Origin of the sequence: Bradyrhizobium arachidis (genome assembly GCF_015291705.1) — a bacterium.
GTDB lineage: Bacteria > Pseudomonadota > Alphaproteobacteria > Rhizobiales > Xanthobacteraceae > Bradyrhizobium > Bradyrhizobium arachidis.
The window spans coordinates 1,386,866-1,401,992 of sequence record NZ_CP030050.1; the positions used below are offsets into that span (position 1 = coordinate 1,386,866).

At 64.5% G+C, this 15,127-nt stretch carries 15 protein-coding genes; 11 read left to right on the forward strand and 4 right to left on the reverse strand.

Annotation, left to right across the window (positions count from 1 at the left end; all coding sequences use genetic code 11):
- Positions 1 to 281 precede the first annotated feature (281 nt).
- From WN72_RS06810 to WN72_RS06820, 3 genes are all read right to left on the reverse strand, one after another.
- Complete coding sequence (locus tag WN72_RS06810; RefSeq protein WP_027561075.1) at positions 282 to 719, reverse strand: hypothetical protein; 438 nt, start codon at positions 717 to 719, stop codon at positions 282 to 284.
- Positions 720 to 871: 152 nt separating this feature from the next.
- Positions 872 to 1,660, reverse strand: a complete 789-nt coding sequence (locus WN72_RS06815; RefSeq protein ID WP_027561074.1) for an SDR family NAD(P)-dependent oxidoreductase — start codon at positions 1,658 to 1,660, stop codon at positions 872 to 874.
- Between the two features lie 239 nt (positions 1,661 to 1,899).
- A complete protein-coding gene (locus WN72_RS06820; RefSeq protein WP_092216871.1) occupies positions 1,900 to 3,564 on the reverse strand; it encodes a methyl-accepting chemotaxis protein in 1,665 nt (554 codons plus the stop codon).
- A gap of 326 nt (positions 3,565 to 3,890) precedes the next feature.
- Between WN72_RS06820 and WN72_RS06825 the strand changes: the two genes are divergently transcribed.
- From WN72_RS06825 to WN72_RS06870, 10 genes are all read left to right on the forward strand, one after another.
- Positions 3,891 to 4,256 (forward strand): nuclear transport factor 2 family protein, encoded by a 366-nt coding sequence (locus WN72_RS06825; protein WP_092216870.1) that lies wholly within the window; start codon positions 3,891 to 3,893, stop codon positions 4,254 to 4,256.
- Positions 4,257 to 4,482: 226 nt separating this feature from the next.
- Positions 4,483 to 4,887 carry a YciI family protein gene (locus tag WN72_RS06830; RefSeq protein ID WP_027561071.1) on the forward strand — a complete coding sequence of 135 codons (405 nt, stop codon included), beginning with the start codon at positions 4,483 to 4,485 and terminating at the stop codon, positions 4,885 to 4,887.
- 58 nt (positions 4,888 to 4,945) lie between these two features.
- Positions 4,946 to 5,311, forward strand: a complete 366-nt coding sequence (locus WN72_RS06835) for a YciI family protein (protein WP_027561070.1) — start codon at positions 4,946 to 4,948, stop codon at positions 5,309 to 5,311.
- A gap of 188 nt (positions 5,312 to 5,499) precedes the next feature.
- Positions 5,500 to 6,252, forward strand: a complete 753-nt coding sequence (locus tag WN72_RS06840) for a TetR/AcrR family transcriptional regulator (RefSeq protein ID WP_027561069.1) — start codon at positions 5,500 to 5,502, stop codon at positions 6,250 to 6,252.
- Positions 6,253 to 6,373: 121 nt separating this feature from the next.
- Entirely contained in the window at positions 6,374 to 6,865 is a 492-nt protein-coding gene (locus tag WN72_RS06845) for a DUF2852 domain-containing protein (RefSeq protein WP_027561068.1), read from the forward strand.
- A gap of 149 nt (positions 6,866 to 7,014) precedes the next feature.
- Positions 7,015 to 7,296 (forward strand): hypothetical protein, encoded by a 282-nt coding sequence (locus tag WN72_RS06850; RefSeq protein ID WP_167380877.1) that lies wholly within the window; start codon positions 7,015 to 7,017, stop codon positions 7,294 to 7,296.
- 145 nt (positions 7,297 to 7,441) lie between these two features.
- Entirely contained in the window at positions 7,442 to 8,410 is a 969-nt protein-coding gene (locus WN72_RS06855; protein ID WP_027561067.1) for an AraC family transcriptional regulator, read from the forward strand.
- Between the two features lie 156 nt (positions 8,411 to 8,566).
- Positions 8,567 to 10,288, forward strand: coding sequence for an outer membrane protein (locus WN72_RS06860; protein ID WP_092216869.1), 1,722 nt, complete (start codon positions 8,567 to 8,569; stop codon positions 10,286 to 10,288).
- A 90-nt stretch (positions 10,289 to 10,378) separates the two neighbouring features.
- A complete protein-coding gene (locus tag WN72_RS06865) occupies positions 10,379 to 11,146 on the forward strand; it encodes a serine acetyltransferase domain-containing protein (RefSeq protein ID WP_092216868.1) in 768 nt (255 codons plus the stop codon).
- Between the two features lie 24 nt (positions 11,147 to 11,170).
- A complete protein-coding gene (locus WN72_RS06870) occupies positions 11,171 to 11,881 on the forward strand; it encodes an SDR family NAD(P)-dependent oxidoreductase (protein WP_092216867.1) in 711 nt (236 codons plus the stop codon).
- Between the two features lie 88 nt (positions 11,882 to 11,969).
- Here the strand turns inward: WN72_RS06870 and ggt are convergent, their stop codons facing one another.
- Positions 11,970 to 13,676 (reverse strand): gamma-glutamyltransferase, encoded by a 1,707-nt coding sequence (gene ggt / locus WN72_RS06875; protein ID WP_035730333.1) that lies wholly within the window; start codon positions 13,674 to 13,676, stop codon positions 11,970 to 11,972.
- Between the two features lie 702 nt (positions 13,677 to 14,378).
- On the opposite strand from ggt, the gene tolQ reads away from it, so the two are divergent.
- Complete coding sequence (gene tolQ, locus WN72_RS06880; RefSeq protein ID WP_027561063.1) at positions 14,379 to 15,095, forward strand: protein TolQ; 717 nt, start codon at positions 14,379 to 14,381, stop codon at positions 15,093 to 15,095.
- The last annotated feature ends 32 nt before the right edge of the window (positions 15,096 to 15,127 follow it).

Here is a 15,127-nt window from a genome sequence, read left to right on the forward strand (position 1 = left end):
TCATATCGCGCGGACCGCAGCGCACAACAATTGGCGCAAGATTAAGCTGTCATCTCCGTGACAAAATTGTTAATCCTCGTTCACAAGACCGATAAACCGGGATGAACGGACTTGGAAGGGGGAGCGACCGATGGCAGCGGCGCTACAGATCAATTTTGCTCTTTGGGGGATGCTCATCTGCGCAAGCTTGAAGCTGGCGCCGTTGATCCAGACTCTTCTTTAGAGGAACCGCCGGTGTCTGCCGCGCTCTATGCGGGCAGGAGCAGCCGGCCGCGAAAACCTCATCGGCAGCGCGGATAGATCGCGGCGAGATCGCGCCCTTTCAGCAAGAGCAGCCGCGAGGTGAGGCCGCCGCGGCGGCTGATCCAGTCGCGCACCGGGCCGGGATAGGCGGCGAGCACCGCCTCGGATGCTTCCGGCTCGGCATAGAAGCGCCCGCGCCGGTCAACCGACCGCGCTGCATGGAAGCCGAGCACAGCCCGCTTCGTCACGCAGATGCGCTCGCCCGGCACGATGCTCAGCACCAGCGTGCAGGCGGACAGGCACGGACCATCGATCACCACGCGCTCGCCGCTCTCACGCACCTGCTCGAACAGATCGAGGAACGGCCCGACCTGCCCGCCCGGCGACTGGATGATGCGAATTTCGGCCGCGGCGGGCGCGGCGGCCAGCAGCGCAGATGCGAGCATCAGGACTTTGAGGACGGTGATGCGTTGCATGAACTCTCCACCAACTCGGTTTCGTAGGGTGGGCAAAGCCACCGGGTCGCGCGCCCGATGACGGACTTAGCGTGCCCACCAATGGCGCCGCAAATTGGGAGAATTGGTGGGCACGGCGCGTTGCGCCTTTGCCCACCCTACAAATCCCGCGCCTACCCGTTCCGCCGCTGCCCGCGCAGCGTCGGCAGGCCGATGCCGGCTGCATCGAAGCCGCCATCAACGGCCAAAATTTGGCCGGTGATGTAGCTCGATCGTTCCGAGCAGAAGAAGTAGATCGCCTCGGCGAGTTCCTCTTCCAGGCCGTAGCGGTTGAGCGGAATGGCGTCGTGATAGTCGGCGCGGATTTCCCTCGTATGCACCTGCTTCGCCATCGCGGTGTCGACCGGCCCCGGCGCCACAGCATTGACGCGGATGTTGAGCGAGGCGAGCTCGACCGCGAGCTGTTTCGTCAAGTGCGCGAGGCCCGCTTTGCTGGTGCCGTAGGCCGAGCGCAGCGTCGAGGCGCGCACCGCCGAGATCGAGGTGATGTTGACGATGGCGCCGCCACCCTGCTCGCGCATCAAGGGCACCGCCGCCTTGGTGCACAGGAACGGACCGGTGAGGTTGACTGCCATGATCCTGGTCCAGTCCACGTCGCTGGTCTCCAGCACCGGCGCGAACACGGCGACGCCGGCATTGTTGACGAGCGCATCGAGCCGGCCGAAACGGCTCATGATTGCGGCCATTGCAGCTCCGACGGCCGCCGCGTCGGACACATCGCAGCTGATCGCCAGCGTGTCATCGGGCTTGTCCAGCGCCGCGGCCGCGCTCGCCTGCAACTCGCCCTCGATATCGAGCAGCGCCACGCGCCAGCCCTCATCCAGGAATTTTTTCGCCGTCGCAAGCCCGATGCCGCGCGCGGCTCCGGTGACGAGGGCGACTTTTTGCGGGGCAGGGGGCATGGGGGATCTGTCCTTCTGGCGGAAACGGAAGCCGCACGGGCGGCCAGCGCCTTTTACTGCGCTTTCGTTCCGGCCAGAAGGGCGACAATCCATCACCGTCACCCTGAGGTGGCCGCTTGTTCAGCGGCCCTCGAAGGGCGACGGCCCGGCTGCATCGGGGCCGATTCATCCTTCGAGGCTCACCGTGCTGCGCACGGCGAGCACCTCAGGATGACGGGCAGAGAGAGTGAGTCCGCTATTTAAGACAGCTCCGCCGACGCGCGCTGCATGTTGGCCGACATGTCTGCCGTCACGATGCTCTGCTCCTCGACCGCGGCGGCGGTGGAGGCGATGAACTCGTTGACGCCGGCGATCGCGGCCTTGATCGCCGTGAGGGAGCTCGCGACGTCGCCGGAGATGGTGTTCAGCGCGTCGATTTCGGACGTGATCGTGTCGGTCGCCTGCTTGGCCTGATTGGCGAGGCTCTTCACCTCGGAGGCGACCACGGCAAAGCCGCGGCCGGCTTCGCCCGCGCGCGCCGATTCAATCGTGGCATTGAGCGCCAGCAGATTGATCTGGCCGGTGATGCCCGAGATCATCTCGACGATGCCGCTCATCGCCTGCGCTGCGGCGGTCAGCCGCTGCGCCTGGCCGTCGGCGGCTTCGACGCGGCTCGTCGCCATCTTGGACGTCTCGCGCGATTTCGTCATGGTCTCGGAGATCTCGCGGATCGAGGCGCTCATCTGCTCGCTGCCGGCGGCAACCGCCTCGATCAGCCCGCGGGCGTTGTCGGCCTTCTTGCGGCCGATCGCCTGCGCGGTGATGTCGGTGGCGTATTTCACCACCTTGTAGGGTTTGCCGTTCAGGTCGAAGATCGGGTTGTAGGACGCCTGGATCCAGATCTCGCGGCCGCCCTTGGCGATGCGCTTGTACTCGGCGGCCTGGTATTCGCCGCGATTGAGCCTCTCCCAGAATTGCCGGTAGGCTATCGAGCTCTTCTCGTTCGGCTCGACGAACATGGAGTGGTGCTGGCCCTTGATCTCGGCCAGCGAATATCCCATCGCCTTCAGGAAATTCTCGTTGGCGGTGCGGATGGTGCCGTCCATGTTGAACTCGATCACAGCCTGCGACTTCTGGATCGCGGCGAGCTGGCCGTCATTGTCGGCCGCTTTCATCTTTTGCGCGGTGACGTCGGTTGCGAACTTCACCACCTTGAACGGCCGGCCCATCTCGTCGAGGATCGGGTTGTAGGTCGCGAGAATCCAGATCTCCTTAGCCCCCTTGCCGAGCCGTTTGTATTCGGCGGCCTCGAACTCGCCCCGGTTCAGCTTGGCCCAGAACGCGGCATAGGCTGCGCTGGCGCGATCCTCCGGCGTCACGAACATGCTGTGGTGCTTGCCCTTGATCTCGTCGAGCGAATAGCCCATCGCGGCCAGGAAATTCTCGTTGGCGGTGACGATGGTGCCGTCCATGTTGAACTCGATCACGGCCTGCGCGCGGTTGATCGCGGCGATCTTGCCGGAATCCTCCATGGTCTTGATCTTGTACGCCGTGATGTCGGTGGCGAACTTGATGAAGCTGACCACCTTGCCGCTCTCGTCGCGCAGCGGCGCGTAGGAGGCGTGGACCCAGACTTCCTTGCCGCCCTTGCCGAAGCGCTTGTATTGCGTGGTCTGGAATTCGCCGCGGTTCAGGCTGGCCCAGAAATCGCGATAGCGAGCGCTCTCGCGCTCGGCGGGGCTGACGAAGATGCTGTGATGCTTGCCCTTGATCTCGGCGAGCGTGTACCCGCTCATCTTGAGCAGGTTCTCATTGGCATCGAGGATGGTGCCGTCGAGGCCGAACTCGATCACCGCCTGGGACCGATCGAGCGCTTCGACCTCTGCAATCGCATGCCTGACTTTCTTGCTTTGAAAATTGAACACGTATGCCCCGCAATGTTCTGATTCGAATCGGCAGGATTGACATCCTGTTTGCCCTGACTCGAAAAGTTGCACGGGCTTCTTGAGCAACTGTAAATCCTTGCAAAGATTGGCATCTGTTCCGCAGCTGCACGCGCCGCGGCCATGTCGTTCAACTCGCATGCCTTCCGGATTCATATGCACGGCGAAGTTCATAGGTCGTGCCGTAGTACTACGGACGCGCATGCGCATTTTTTCTCGCGACGTGATGGCGCCGCGATGGGGATGTCGGTTTGTTCGAGGGTGAATCGTCTTCCATGAGCCAAAGGCATTTACTGCGGAGACGATCGATGCCCGATGACAATGAGCGCGTGATTCGAGACCTGTTTGCCGCCTATCTCGCCAATGACCGGCAACGGGTCAGCGATGCCCTCGCCGATAAATTCCGCTTCACCAGCCCGTTCGACGATGATCTCGACAAGGCGGCCTATTTCGAACGTTGCTGGAAGGACACCGGCTGGATCGCGCGCCATGAGATCGAGCGCATCTTCGTCCGCGGGGACGAGGCCTTCGTCACCTATCATTGCCTGGCCAGAGATGGCAGGAGCTTTCGCAACACCGAGTTCTTCGCTCTGAAGGCGGGCAAGGTCCGCCGGATCGAGGTCTATTTCGGCGCTGCCTTCCGGGATGGCCGGTTCGAGCCGCAGCCGCGCTAAAGCATGATCCGGAAAAGTGCGCGGCGGTTTTCCGAAAAGATCATGCGCAAACAATAGCCTAAAGCGCGATGACGATACGTCCCAATCTCATCGCGCTTTAGTGCCACGCAATAACCTCCCGAATAATTTTCGCGGCCTTGTCGGTTCCGTAGGATCCCGCTCGTCTTGGAGGTGAGGGAGGGCGGCTCTGCCGCCCTCTCTCCGACAGCGAAAGCAAGGAACTCCCATGCGATTCATGATGCTGATGATCCCGCTCGGCTACGAGACCGCGCCGCCGGACGTTCAACTCGATCCCGAGCGCGTCGCCGCGATGATGCGCTACAACGAGGCGCTGAAGGATGCCGGCGTGCTGATCACGCTCGATGGCCTGCACCCGCCGTCGATGGGCGCGCGCGTCTCGTTTGTGACCGGCGAGCCGGTGGTGACCGACGGCCCCTTCGCGGAGGCCAAGGAAGTCCTGGGCGGCTACTGGATGATCGAGGTTGCCTCGCGCGCCGAAGCGATCGCCTGGGCCAAGAAGTGCCCGGCCTCCGCCAACGAAATCATCGAGATCCGGCAGGTGCAGGAAATGTCCGACTTTCCGCCTGACGTGCAGGCGGCCGCCGCCGGCTTTGACGACCTCAAGAAATAGCGACCGTGGCCGCCGTGAATTCACGGCGGCCGTCAATCGATCAACAAGGAGAGAACCGATGAGCACCGAACACAAATTCCTCGCCGTCTATCTTGGCAGCATGAGCGGCGAGAAAATGAAGGCATGGCACGCGATGCCCGAAGCCGAACGGAAGGCCAAAGAGCGCGAGGGCATGGCCGCTTGGCATGGCTGGGTCGAGAAGCACAAGGACGTCATCGTCGAGATGGGCGGCCCGCTCGGCAAGACCCGCCGGATCGACGCAAGCGGCATCACCGAGATCAGCAACGCGCTGACCGGCTTCACGGTGATCCGGGCCGCCTCGCAGGAGGAAGCTGCAAAACTATTCGAGAATCATCCGCACTTTGCGATCTTCCCGGGCGAGGCCATCGAGGTCATGCCCGTGCTGGCGATTCCGCAGATGTAGCTGCGGGCGACTGTTAGGTTGGCCGTCATTCCGGGGCGATGCGAAGCATCGAACCCGGAATCTCGAGATTCCGGGTTCGGTCCTGCGGACCGCCCCGGAATGACGATCGTGACCGTGGAAGTACGGGGTTAATCACGCCTGATCCCCGCTAGTGACCTTCACGCGCGGCTCATGTAAAAGTCGTTCACATGAGCTGGCGCAAGGAGCAGCGCCGCGCCGAGCGCGGCTATCACCACGGTAATCTGAAGGAAGCACTTCTGCAGGCCGCCCTCGGGCTGATCGCCGAGAAGGGCGCGGCCGGCTTCACCTTCGCCGATGCCGCACGCATGGCCGGCGTCAGTGCGGCGGCGCCCTACCGGCATTTTCGCGACCGCGACGAGCTGTTGTCCTCGATCGCCCAGCGCGGCTTTGAACAGTTTGAATCGCGGCTGACCGCAGCCTGGGACGATGGGCGTCCCGACACCGTCACCGCGTTCGAGCGGGTCGGCCGGGCCTATCTATCCTTCGCCCGCGAAGAGCCCGCGTTCTACAACGCGATGTTCGAATCCGGCCTGCCGGTCGATGCCAATCCGGCGCTGCAGGCCGCAAGCGAGCGCGCTTTTAACGTCATTCGCGCCGCCGCCGAGCGCCTCGCCGCGCTCGCACCTCCAGGCACGCCGCGTCCGCCTGCGATGATGATGGCGCTGCACATCTGGTCGATGGCGCACGGCGTCGCCTCGCTGTTCTCCCGAGGCGATGCCGCGCGGCGCAAGCTGCCGATGTCGCCGGACGAGCTGCTCGAGGCCGAGGTGCTGATCTATCTCCGCGGCCTCGGCTTCCCGACCGACCGCCGGCCGCCCGCGAAGGGCGCCGAGCCGCCGCCGGTGCCGCCGGAGGCTTCCTCCGGTTCTGGAGTGCCGCCGGGCGGCACCCCAGGTGGTCCTTGGGGCAAGCCGAAATAAAGTTGCGCAAATAATTCCGCCGGCCTGTCGGGTGGCCAGCTTGACAAAATCGCGGGATGGTCTAGCTATGTAAATGTTATTTACATTCACAACGGCGCTGGTGCCGTGATGGAGATGGGAAATGGCCTACACCGCTGATGTCAATCGATGGCGCGGCCCCTCGGACCAACAGCAATCGTACGAGCGGCCCCACATGCTCGATACGCCCTGGCATCCTGGCTGGATTGCCGTGACCATTCTCGGCTTCATCATCTGGTGGCCGATCGGACTTGCCCTTCTCTTTTTCACACTCGGGAGCAGAAGAATGTCGTGCTGGAGCCACCAGGATCGCTGGCAGAACAAGATGGAGCGGATGCAGTACAAGATGGATCGCATGCGTGACCGCATGGAGCGCCGCGGCTTCGGCTTCGGTTTCGGCCCGCCGTCCTCCGGCAACCGCGCCTTCGACGAATACCGCTCCGAGACGCTGCAGCGGCTCGAGGAAGAGCAGCGCGAGTTCAAGGATTTCCTGACCCGTCTGCGTCACGCCAAGGACAAGGAAGAGTTCGACCAGTTCATGGCGCAGCACAAGACGCGTCCGACCCCGCCGCCGACCGACCAGCAGCAGGGCTGATCTGAAGCCGACACCTCTCAAAGCCTTCAGGCGCATGCCCCCAAAGTCCTGATGGCCCCGAGCCGCCCGTCTGCGCAACCCGCAGGCGGGCGGTTTGGTTTGGGACCAGGACCCGCCAACCAGTCGTCATGGCCGGGACAAGCCCGGCCATGACGATGTTGAAGCATCCGTTTTCAGAACCAACTGCCGACGGCCCGACACTAAGACTTGCGAGCACCGCTTTGGCCGGCGCTCACGTCTGGGTCAAACGCATCATGGACCTCTACACGCGCTTTCTGCTCGGCCTGACCGCCCTTGCGGTGCTCGGCTACATTGGCGCTGTCTATGGCGGCTGCGCGGCCGATCCCGACTGCCATTTTCGCTCTTGTGCCGGCGGCCGCTCGTTTTGCGGCGTCGTGTACGGCCATGCACCGGAAAACAAGGCGCCATAGCACCCGGTCAACGCGACTGTCATGCAGCGTTTACGCTGTCGCCCATGCGGCGCAACAAAATGGCGGACAACCTTGACGGGTTGAACCAGTTTGTGGCGACTAGCGACGAAGAGGCTTCGCCTCTCCCCGTGAATGCACTTTGTGAATGTCCCAGCCCCAACATCTCTCGCTCGACACCGCCATGCTGCCCGAGCGCGATCGCCTCGCCGTTTGGCGCGAGGTCTATGGCCGCGTGCTGTTCAACATCGAGATCGATCCGATCCCGGGCTTTCCCTTCGAGGCACGAACCGAATTGCGCCGCCTGCCTGCGGCGGGATTGTCGTCGGGCTGGCGGACGCCGGCGCATTTCCGCATCACGCGCCCGCTGCTTGCCACGGCCTCCGACAACGTTGTCCTCGCGGTGGTGCTGCGCGGCCGCGCCGAGGCCTCTCAGCTCGGACGCGAGCTGGAAGTGCCGCAAGGCGGTGCCGTGCTGATGACGACCTGCGATGTCGGTCGTCACACGCTGCTCGATCGCGGCCGTCATCTCAGCGTTCAACTGCCCCGGCAGGCTCTTGCACCGTTCGTCCGCGATTACGAGGACCGCCTGCTGCGGCCGATCGATCCGGGCGCGCCGGCGCTGAAGCTGCTGCGCGGCTACGTCCTCGGCGCCATGGCCATGGGTGAAGCGGCCGGAGCGGAGATGCAGCGTCTGGCCGCGCAGCATCTGCGCGATCTCATCGCCTTGATCTGCGGTGTGCCGGAGGACGAGGTCGCCGCCCAGGGCAACGGCCCGCGCGCGGCGCGTCTGAACCTTGCCAAGCTCGCGATCAGATCGCGGCTCGGCCACGGCGATCTGTCGGCGGAAAGCATCGGAGCATTGCAGCGGGTCTCGGCCGACTACATCAGGAAGCTTTTCCGCGACGAGGGCACCTCCTTCCACGACTTCGTGCTGGAGGAGCGGCTGGCGCAAGTGCATGCCAGTCTCGCCGATCCGCTCAGGGCTCATGAGAGCATCGCCCGTCTCGCGCTCGCCGCGGGTTTCGGCGACATCTCCTATTTCAATCGCTGCTTCCGCCGTCGCTTCGGCCTGTCTCCGTCCGAGCATCGCAAGGCCCATCCATCGGCCGAATAAAGCGGCCCCTTGTGGCAAGCGCGCAACAGAGCGCCAAATAGCGCGCCCAGTCGCGCCCAGTCCCAGCCGCAAGTCGTGTCCTCCCCAAGTCGCGCTGGCCTCGCCCCTGTACAGCTCCAATGCGGGTCTTGCGGCCCGGATTGGAATGGGAATGCAATGACACGACTTCTGCGCCTGACCTTGACTGCTCTTGCTGGTTTGCTGGCCGTTTCCGCGGCCAACGCGGCCGATCTGCCGATCAAGGCGCCGATCTTCAAGGCGCCCGCGGCGATCGAAGCCTGGGGTGGTTTCTACGTCGGCGCCGGCCTCGGATTCCGCGCAAACGAATCCAGCGTCAACGTCAATTCGGCAACCGACACGACCGCGCCTCTTGTGCTGCAGAACATGTTCGTTGCCGGCGACTGTTTCGCCGGCCTGCCGTGCGTGACGGGACGGTCGTTCAACGGCACTGCATTCCGCATCAGCCCTTACCTTGGCTATAACTGGCAGATCGGACGCACGGTTCTCGGCCTGGAAGGCGATGTGGCCTATGCCGACCAGACCACGCGGATCTTCGGCGCAGCCTATCCGGCAACGCCATTCGACGGCGGCGCGTCGACGTCCAACTCGTTTGCGCTCAAGACGACTTGGGATGCGAGCATCCGCGGCCGCGCCGGCTATCTGGTCGATCCCGCCGTGCTGCTGTACGGAACGGCCGGCCCCTCCTGGATCCATGTCGAGACCACGTCGAATTGCAGCACGCTCCTGAGCGCCGACGGCCGCTGCGTGCCCGGCCTTGGACTGGCGCCGGCAACCATCACCAACAGCCGGACCCAGCTCGGCTACACGGTTGGCGCCGGCATCGAGGCGATGCTGTGGCCGAACTGGATCGCCCGTGCCGAGTATCGCTTTGCCGACTACGGACATTTCTCCAACACCGATATCCGGACCGCCGCAGCGGGCGTGCAGACGGTCAGCTACGACACGTCGCTGAAGACCCACACCGCAACGTTCGGCCTGGCCTACAAGTTCGGTAATGCGCCGGGCGTGACGGCTCTGGCAGCCTATGCGGCGGCGCCGTCGGCTGCGTCCTGGAGCGGCGCCTATCTCGGCGTCGGCGCCGGCATCCGCGCGAACCAGGTCAGCTCCAGCAACGATGCGGCCACCTTTACCTCGACGGGCTTCCCGCCCTTCAATTTGCTGGCCGGGTGCGGCGACTGCTTCCTGACCGATCATTTCGATACGAGCAGCGCGCGGCTCAGCCCCTATGTGGGCTACAACTGGCAGCTCGATCCGAAATGGCTGATTGGCGTCGAAGGCGATTTCGGCTGGGCCGATCGCCAGAACTCGGTGTCTGGCAGGTATCTGCCCGGCGGCATCGTCGGCGGCAGCGGCGGGCTGAACGACAGCTTCAGTATCCGCACCAAATGGGACGCGAGCATCCGCGCGCGGGTCGGCTACTTCGTCAATCCGGCCTTCCTCGCCTATCTCACCGGCGGCGCGGCCTGGATGAGCCTGGAGCAGACCTCGAACTGCGATACGGCCCTGAAGCCTCTGTTCACGGCGCCGGGCTTCGTCGCCTCTGAGGTCGGCGCCTGCACCGCCGGCCTGCTCGCGCCGGCGATCATCAAGCAGTCCACGATCCGCACCGGCTTCACGGTCGGCGGTGGCGGCGAGATGAAGCTCACCGAAAACTGGATCCTGCGCGGCGAGTATCGCTATGCCGATTTCGGCACCGCCCGCTTCTCGCAGACCCGCGATTGCAACGGCAGCGCCACCATCAATGACCCCGTATTCGGTATTCAGACCGTCAACTGCTTCGGGACCCAGAACACAACGAATTCCGTGCGATTGCAGAGCCACATGGCGACGTTCGGCATCGCCTACCGGTTCAACTGAGGACCGGACAGGCTATGTCTTGGTGACTGGCGCTCGTCGAGGGACCGCCTATATCTGCCGGTGCGAACGCAGGCGGGACCGGAGGCGGCGATGGCGGAAGCTGCGACCAAGGCGAGCGACGATCTCTGGCAGAAGGTCCGCAGCGAGGCGCAGCGCGCGGCCGCCGCCGATCCTGTGTTCGGCAAGGCGCTTGCGGGCAGCATCCTCGCCCATGACGATTTCGCCGCCGCCCTGGCCGATCTGATCGGGCAGCGGCTTGGCGGCAGCGCCACCGAGCGCGCGCGCTTCACGTCCTTCTCGCGCGACGCCTTTCACGGCGAGCCTAGTGTGATCGAAGCCGCCGCCCGTGATCTCAGGGCCATCGCGCTCCGCGATCCCGCCATCGCCGATTTGCTGCCGCCATTGCTGCACTACAAGGGTTATGTCGCGCTGCAGGCCTGGCGCGTCTCGAGCTGGCTGTGGCGTCATGACCATCGCGACGCGGCGCTGCTGTTCCAGAACGAGGCGTCGAACGTCTTGCAAATCAGCATTCATCCGGCCGCCAGCATCGGATCGTCGGTCTATCTCGACCACGCCACCGGCATCGTGATCGGTGCGAATGTGGTGATCGCCGACGAGGTCACCATCCTCCAGAACGTCAGCATCGGCCGCCATAGTGAACTGCCGGCGCGCTCGCCGCGCATCGGCCGCGGCGTCTATATCGGCGGCGGCGCGACCATTCTCGGCGACATCAGCATCGGCGACTTTGCCAGGATCGGTGCCGATGCGGTCGTGACGTCAGACATTCCCGCCGGCTGCACCGCGGTCGGCAATCCCGCGCGGCTGACCAACTGCCCCGAGCCCGCCTCGGCGGCGTGATCCCATCAAGCTTCGGAGAGTCCCATGAAGACGGCAATCGTGATCGGCGTTGGCCCGGACCGCGGGCTCGGAGCCCGGCTCTGCAAGCGCCTTGCGGCCGACGGCCTCAAGGTGATCGTCGCGGGCCGGACGCTGTCCGCGCTGCAGGCGGTTGCGGACGATATCACCAGCGCGGGCGGCGCGGCCGTGCCTGTCGTCGCGGACGCGACCAGCGAGCACGACATCGTCGCTCTGTTCGATGCCGCCGGCGACGACCTCGACCTCGCCATCTACAACGCCGGCAACAACACGCCCGGCAAGATCATCGAGATGGACGCCGACTATTTCGAAAACGCCTGGCGCGTCGTGTGCTTTGGCGGCTTCCTGTTCGGCCGCGAGGCGGTCCGCCGCATGGTGCCGAAGAAATCAGGCACGCTGCTCTTCACCGGCGCCAGCGCCTCGCTGCGCGGGCGCTCCGGCTACGGTGCCTTCAACTCGTCCAAGGCGGGCTTACGCACGCTGGCGCAGGCGATGGCCAAGGAATACGCGGCCGACGGCATCCATGTCGGCCACGTCGTGGTCGATGGCGCCATCGCCGGCGACAAGATCTTTTCGCGCTTTCCGGACGCGGCCGGCCGCGAGGACAGCCTGATCGACATCGAAGGCATCGTCGATGCCTTCACTTTCCTCTACCGCCAGCCCGAACGCGCCTGGTCGTTCGAGCTCGACGTGCGGACCTCGAAGGAGAAGTGGTGAAGCGAGCGAATGGCGAATTGGGAGTGGCGAATGGAGGCCGCCTCTTTGTTAATCACCACTCGCTATTCGCCACTCGCCATTCACCCTTTCAATACCCCGCCGCCAGTCCCGAGTTGCGGCGCGGGTCGTTCGCACCGTAATAGCGATTGTTGCCGACCCGCTCGCCGCTCAGTGACGGCGCGCCGACGACGATCACCGCGAGATGGTTCGCCGGCTGCGGCGGGCCGAACTTGTGGCCCATCCCTTCCAGGATCTTCTGCGTGTCCGGTGACAGCGCATAGGTCTCGACATTGGTCAGATCAGGCAGCCATTGCTGGTGGATGCGCGGCATGTCGACGGATTCCTGCGCGTTCATGCCGTAGTCGATCGCGTTGATCATGGTCTGCAACACGGCCGTGATGATGCGGCTGCCGCCGGGCGTGCCCACCACCATGACGGTCTTGCCGTCCTTGGTGACGATGGTCGGGCTCATCGAGGACAGCGGCCGCTTGCCGGGAGCAATGGCATTCGCCTCGCCCTGCACCAGGCCATAAAGATTCGGCACACCGACCTTGGCCGTGAAGTCGTCCATTTCATCGTTCAGCAGCACGCCGGTCTTGGCCGCCGTGACCTTGGCGCCGAACCAGTCGTTCAGCGTGTATGTCACCGAGACCGCGTTGCCGTCCTTGTCCGCGATCGAATAGTGCGTCGTGTTGCTGCCCTCGTGCGGCGCGACGCCCGGCTTGATGTCCTTGGATACGCCAGCCTTGTTCGGATCGATCACGGCGCGGACCTTGGCCGCATAATTCTTGTCGAGCAGGCGGTCGAGCGGATTCTTCACGAAGTCCGGATCGCCGAGATAGCTGTTGCGGTCGACGTAAGCGTGCCGCATGGCCTCGATCTGCACGTGCACGGCCGCTGCAGAGTGGTAGCCCAGCTCCTTCAGCGGATAGCCTTCCAGGATGTTCAGGATCTCGCAGATGATGACGCCGCCCGAGCTCGGTGGCGGCGCGGAAATCACGTGATAGCCGCGATAGTCGCACTCGACAGGCGCGAGCTCGCGCGTCTTGTAGGTGTCGAGGTCGTCCTGCGTGATCAGACCTTTGCCGGCCTGGCTCGACGCCACGATGGCGCCGCCGACCCAGCCTTTATAGAAGCCGTCGGTGCCCTTGCTGCTGATCTCGCGCAAGGTCTTGGCAAGCTCCGACTGCACCAGCTTCTCGCCCACCTGGAACGGCTGACCGTTGTTGAGGAAGATCGCGGCCGACGCGGGATCGTCGCGAAAATCGGCGGTGGCGGTGCGCAACAAGTCGATGTCGCCCTGGTCCAGCGCAAAGCCCTGCTCGGCGAGCTGGATGGCAGGGGCGAGCAGGTCGGCGCGCTTCATGGTGCCGTATTTTTCGCGCGCATATTCCATCCCGGAGACGGATCCCGGCACGCCCACGGCCAGATGCCCCTTGGTCGAGATGCCCTTGATGACGTTGCCGTCCTTGTCGAGATACATGTTGGCGGTCGCGCCCCTGGGCGCGGTCTCGCGGAAATCGAGGAAGGTCTTGCGGCCGTCGGCGAGATTGATCGTCATGAAGCCGCCGCCGCCGAGATTGCCGGCCGCCGGATAGACGACGGCCAGGGCATAGCCGACGGCCACGGCGGCATCGACGGCATTGCCGCCGCGCTTCAGCACATCGACACCCACCTGGGTCGCCAGATGCTGCGCGGATACCACCATGCCGTTTTCGGCGGCGACCGGCGCGACCGACGCGGCGCGCGCCGGGCTGAACGTGACGAGGCTGACCGATACGATCGCAGCGGTCATCCACCGCTGGCTTGTTCCCGGATTTTGCACGGCGTGCTCCCCTGGCGAGGCCGGCTGTCCCGGCCCTTGTTGGTTGATGCGGGCGCAGCCTATCAGGCGGAACTCGTCGGGCAAATCGACCGCTGACGGCAGCCTGATCGAACGTGCAAGGTCAGAAATCGGGTGCCCGCACCGAGCACACTGCGCTCCCCCCCCTTTGCGGGGGAGGGCGGGGGAGAGGGGTGGCCCGGAAAAGGTGTGTCCGTAGTGCGCATCCGATTTCTCGGTCACGGAGAGAATCCCGGTGTGGCACTCCTCTCCCTAACCCTCCGCCGCAAGGGGGGAGGGAACTGACCTCCCACGTAGCTGGCAGCCTTGGACCCCACGCTGGCCAAATACTGCCGCCCGCCGCGCCGAGACGGCCATCCCCCTGCGCTGCCTACCATTCCCGCAGCCAAATTCGCGCCTGGTAACCCGGCATTAACCATCGGCGGGGTCTGGTATTCATGGACAATCGCGCCCAAAGCCCGACGTCGAGGCCCATAGTTTTGACATCTTGGCAGGGAATGCAGGCGGCCGGCTTTGGACCAGCCCCTGCACCCCAGACAGACAAGGCTTTGAGCGGGCTTGCCGCCGCGCCGGTGCTAGCGCGGCAATTGGGGAACCGGCAGCCATTTGCTGTCACGGACATCAGGTAACGATCGCCTTGAGAGGATACTGCTTATGAATCCGGCCGACGTGGCTCAGTCAGCCCTTCCGGTTGCCGCTTCCGCGGACGTGTCGCTGATCGCGCTGTTCTGGCAGGCTCACTGGATCGTGAAGGGGGTCATGCTGGGGCTTCTGTCCTGCTCGGTCTGGGTCTGGGCGATCGCCATCGACAAGATCTTCCTGTTTTCCCGCACCCGCCGCTCGATGGACCGCTTCGAGCAGGCGTTCTGGTCCGGCGAGTCGATCGAGGAGCTCTACCGCACCCTCTCGGCCAAGCCGACGCATTCCATGGCCGCCTGCTTCGTCGCGGCGATGCGCGAGTGGAAGCGCTCGTTCGAGAGCCACGCCCGCTCGGTCGCCGGCCTTCAGATGCGCATCGACAAGGTTATGAACGTCTCGATCGCGCGCGAGGTCGAGCGGCTGGAACGCCGGCTCTTGGTGCTCGCCACCGTCGGCTCCGCCGGCCCCTTCGTCGGCCTGTTCGGCACGGTCTGGGGCATCATGTCGAGCTTCCAGTCGATCGCGGCCTCGAAAAATACCTCTCTGGCGGTGGTGGCCCCGGGCATCGCGGAGGCGCTGTTTGCGACCGCGGTCGGCCTTATCGCCGCCATTCCTGCCACTATTTTCTACAATAAGTTCACTTCCGAGGTGAACCGGCAGGCGCAGCGGCTCGAGGGTTTCGCCGATGAATTTTCAGCCATCCTGTCGCGTCAGATCGACGAGCGGGGCTGACGGACGGCATGTATAGTGTGAAGGGCAATTTG

Bases quoted from the DNA above. Each gene is read 5' to 3' on its own strand.
- WN72_RS06815 (WP_027561074.1), bottom strand. From the start codon at position 1,660: ATGCCCCCTGCCCCGCAAAAAGTCGCCCTCGTCACCGGAGCCGCGCGC.
- tolQ (WP_027561063.1), top strand. From the start codon at position 14,379: ATGAATCCGGCCGACGTGGCTCAGTCAGCCCTTCCGGTTGCCGCTTCC.
- WN72_RS06830 (WP_027561071.1), top strand. From the start codon at position 4,483: ATGCGATTCATGATGCTGATGATCCCGCTCGGCTACGAGACCGCGCCG.
- WN72_RS06850 (WP_167380877.1), top strand. From the start codon at position 7,015: ATGACGATGTTGAAGCATCCGTTTTCAGAACCAACTGCCGACGGCCCG.
- WN72_RS06855 (WP_027561067.1), top strand. From the start codon at position 7,442: ATGTCCCAGCCCCAACATCTCTCGCTCGACACCGCCATGCTGCCCGAG.
- ggt (WP_035730333.1), bottom strand. From the start codon at position 13,676: ATGACCGCTGCGATCGTATCGGTCAGCCTCGTCACGTTCAGCCCGGCG.
- WN72_RS06810 (WP_027561075.1), bottom strand. From the start codon at position 719: ATGCAACGCATCACCGTCCTCAAAGTCCTGATGCTCGCATCTGCGCTG.
- WN72_RS06840 (WP_027561069.1), top strand. From the start codon at position 5,500: ATGAGCTGGCGCAAGGAGCAGCGCCGCGCCGAGCGCGGCTATCACCAC.
- WN72_RS06835 (WP_027561070.1), top strand. From the start codon at position 4,946: ATGAGCACCGAACACAAATTCCTCGCCGTCTATCTTGGCAGCATGAGC.
- WN72_RS06860 (WP_092216869.1), top strand. From the start codon at position 8,567: ATGACACGACTTCTGCGCCTGACCTTGACTGCTCTTGCTGGTTTGCTG.
- WN72_RS06845 (WP_027561068.1), top strand. From the start codon at position 6,374: ATGGCCTACACCGCTGATGTCAATCGATGGCGCGGCCCCTCGGACCAA.
- WN72_RS06865 (WP_092216868.1), top strand. From the start codon at position 10,379: ATGGCGGAAGCTGCGACCAAGGCGAGCGACGATCTCTGGCAGAAGGTC.
- WN72_RS06870 (WP_092216867.1), top strand. From the start codon at position 11,171: ATGAAGACGGCAATCGTGATCGGCGTTGGCCCGGACCGCGGGCTCGGA.
- WN72_RS06825 (WP_092216870.1), top strand. From the start codon at position 3,891: ATGCCCGATGACAATGAGCGCGTGATTCGAGACCTGTTTGCCGCCTAT.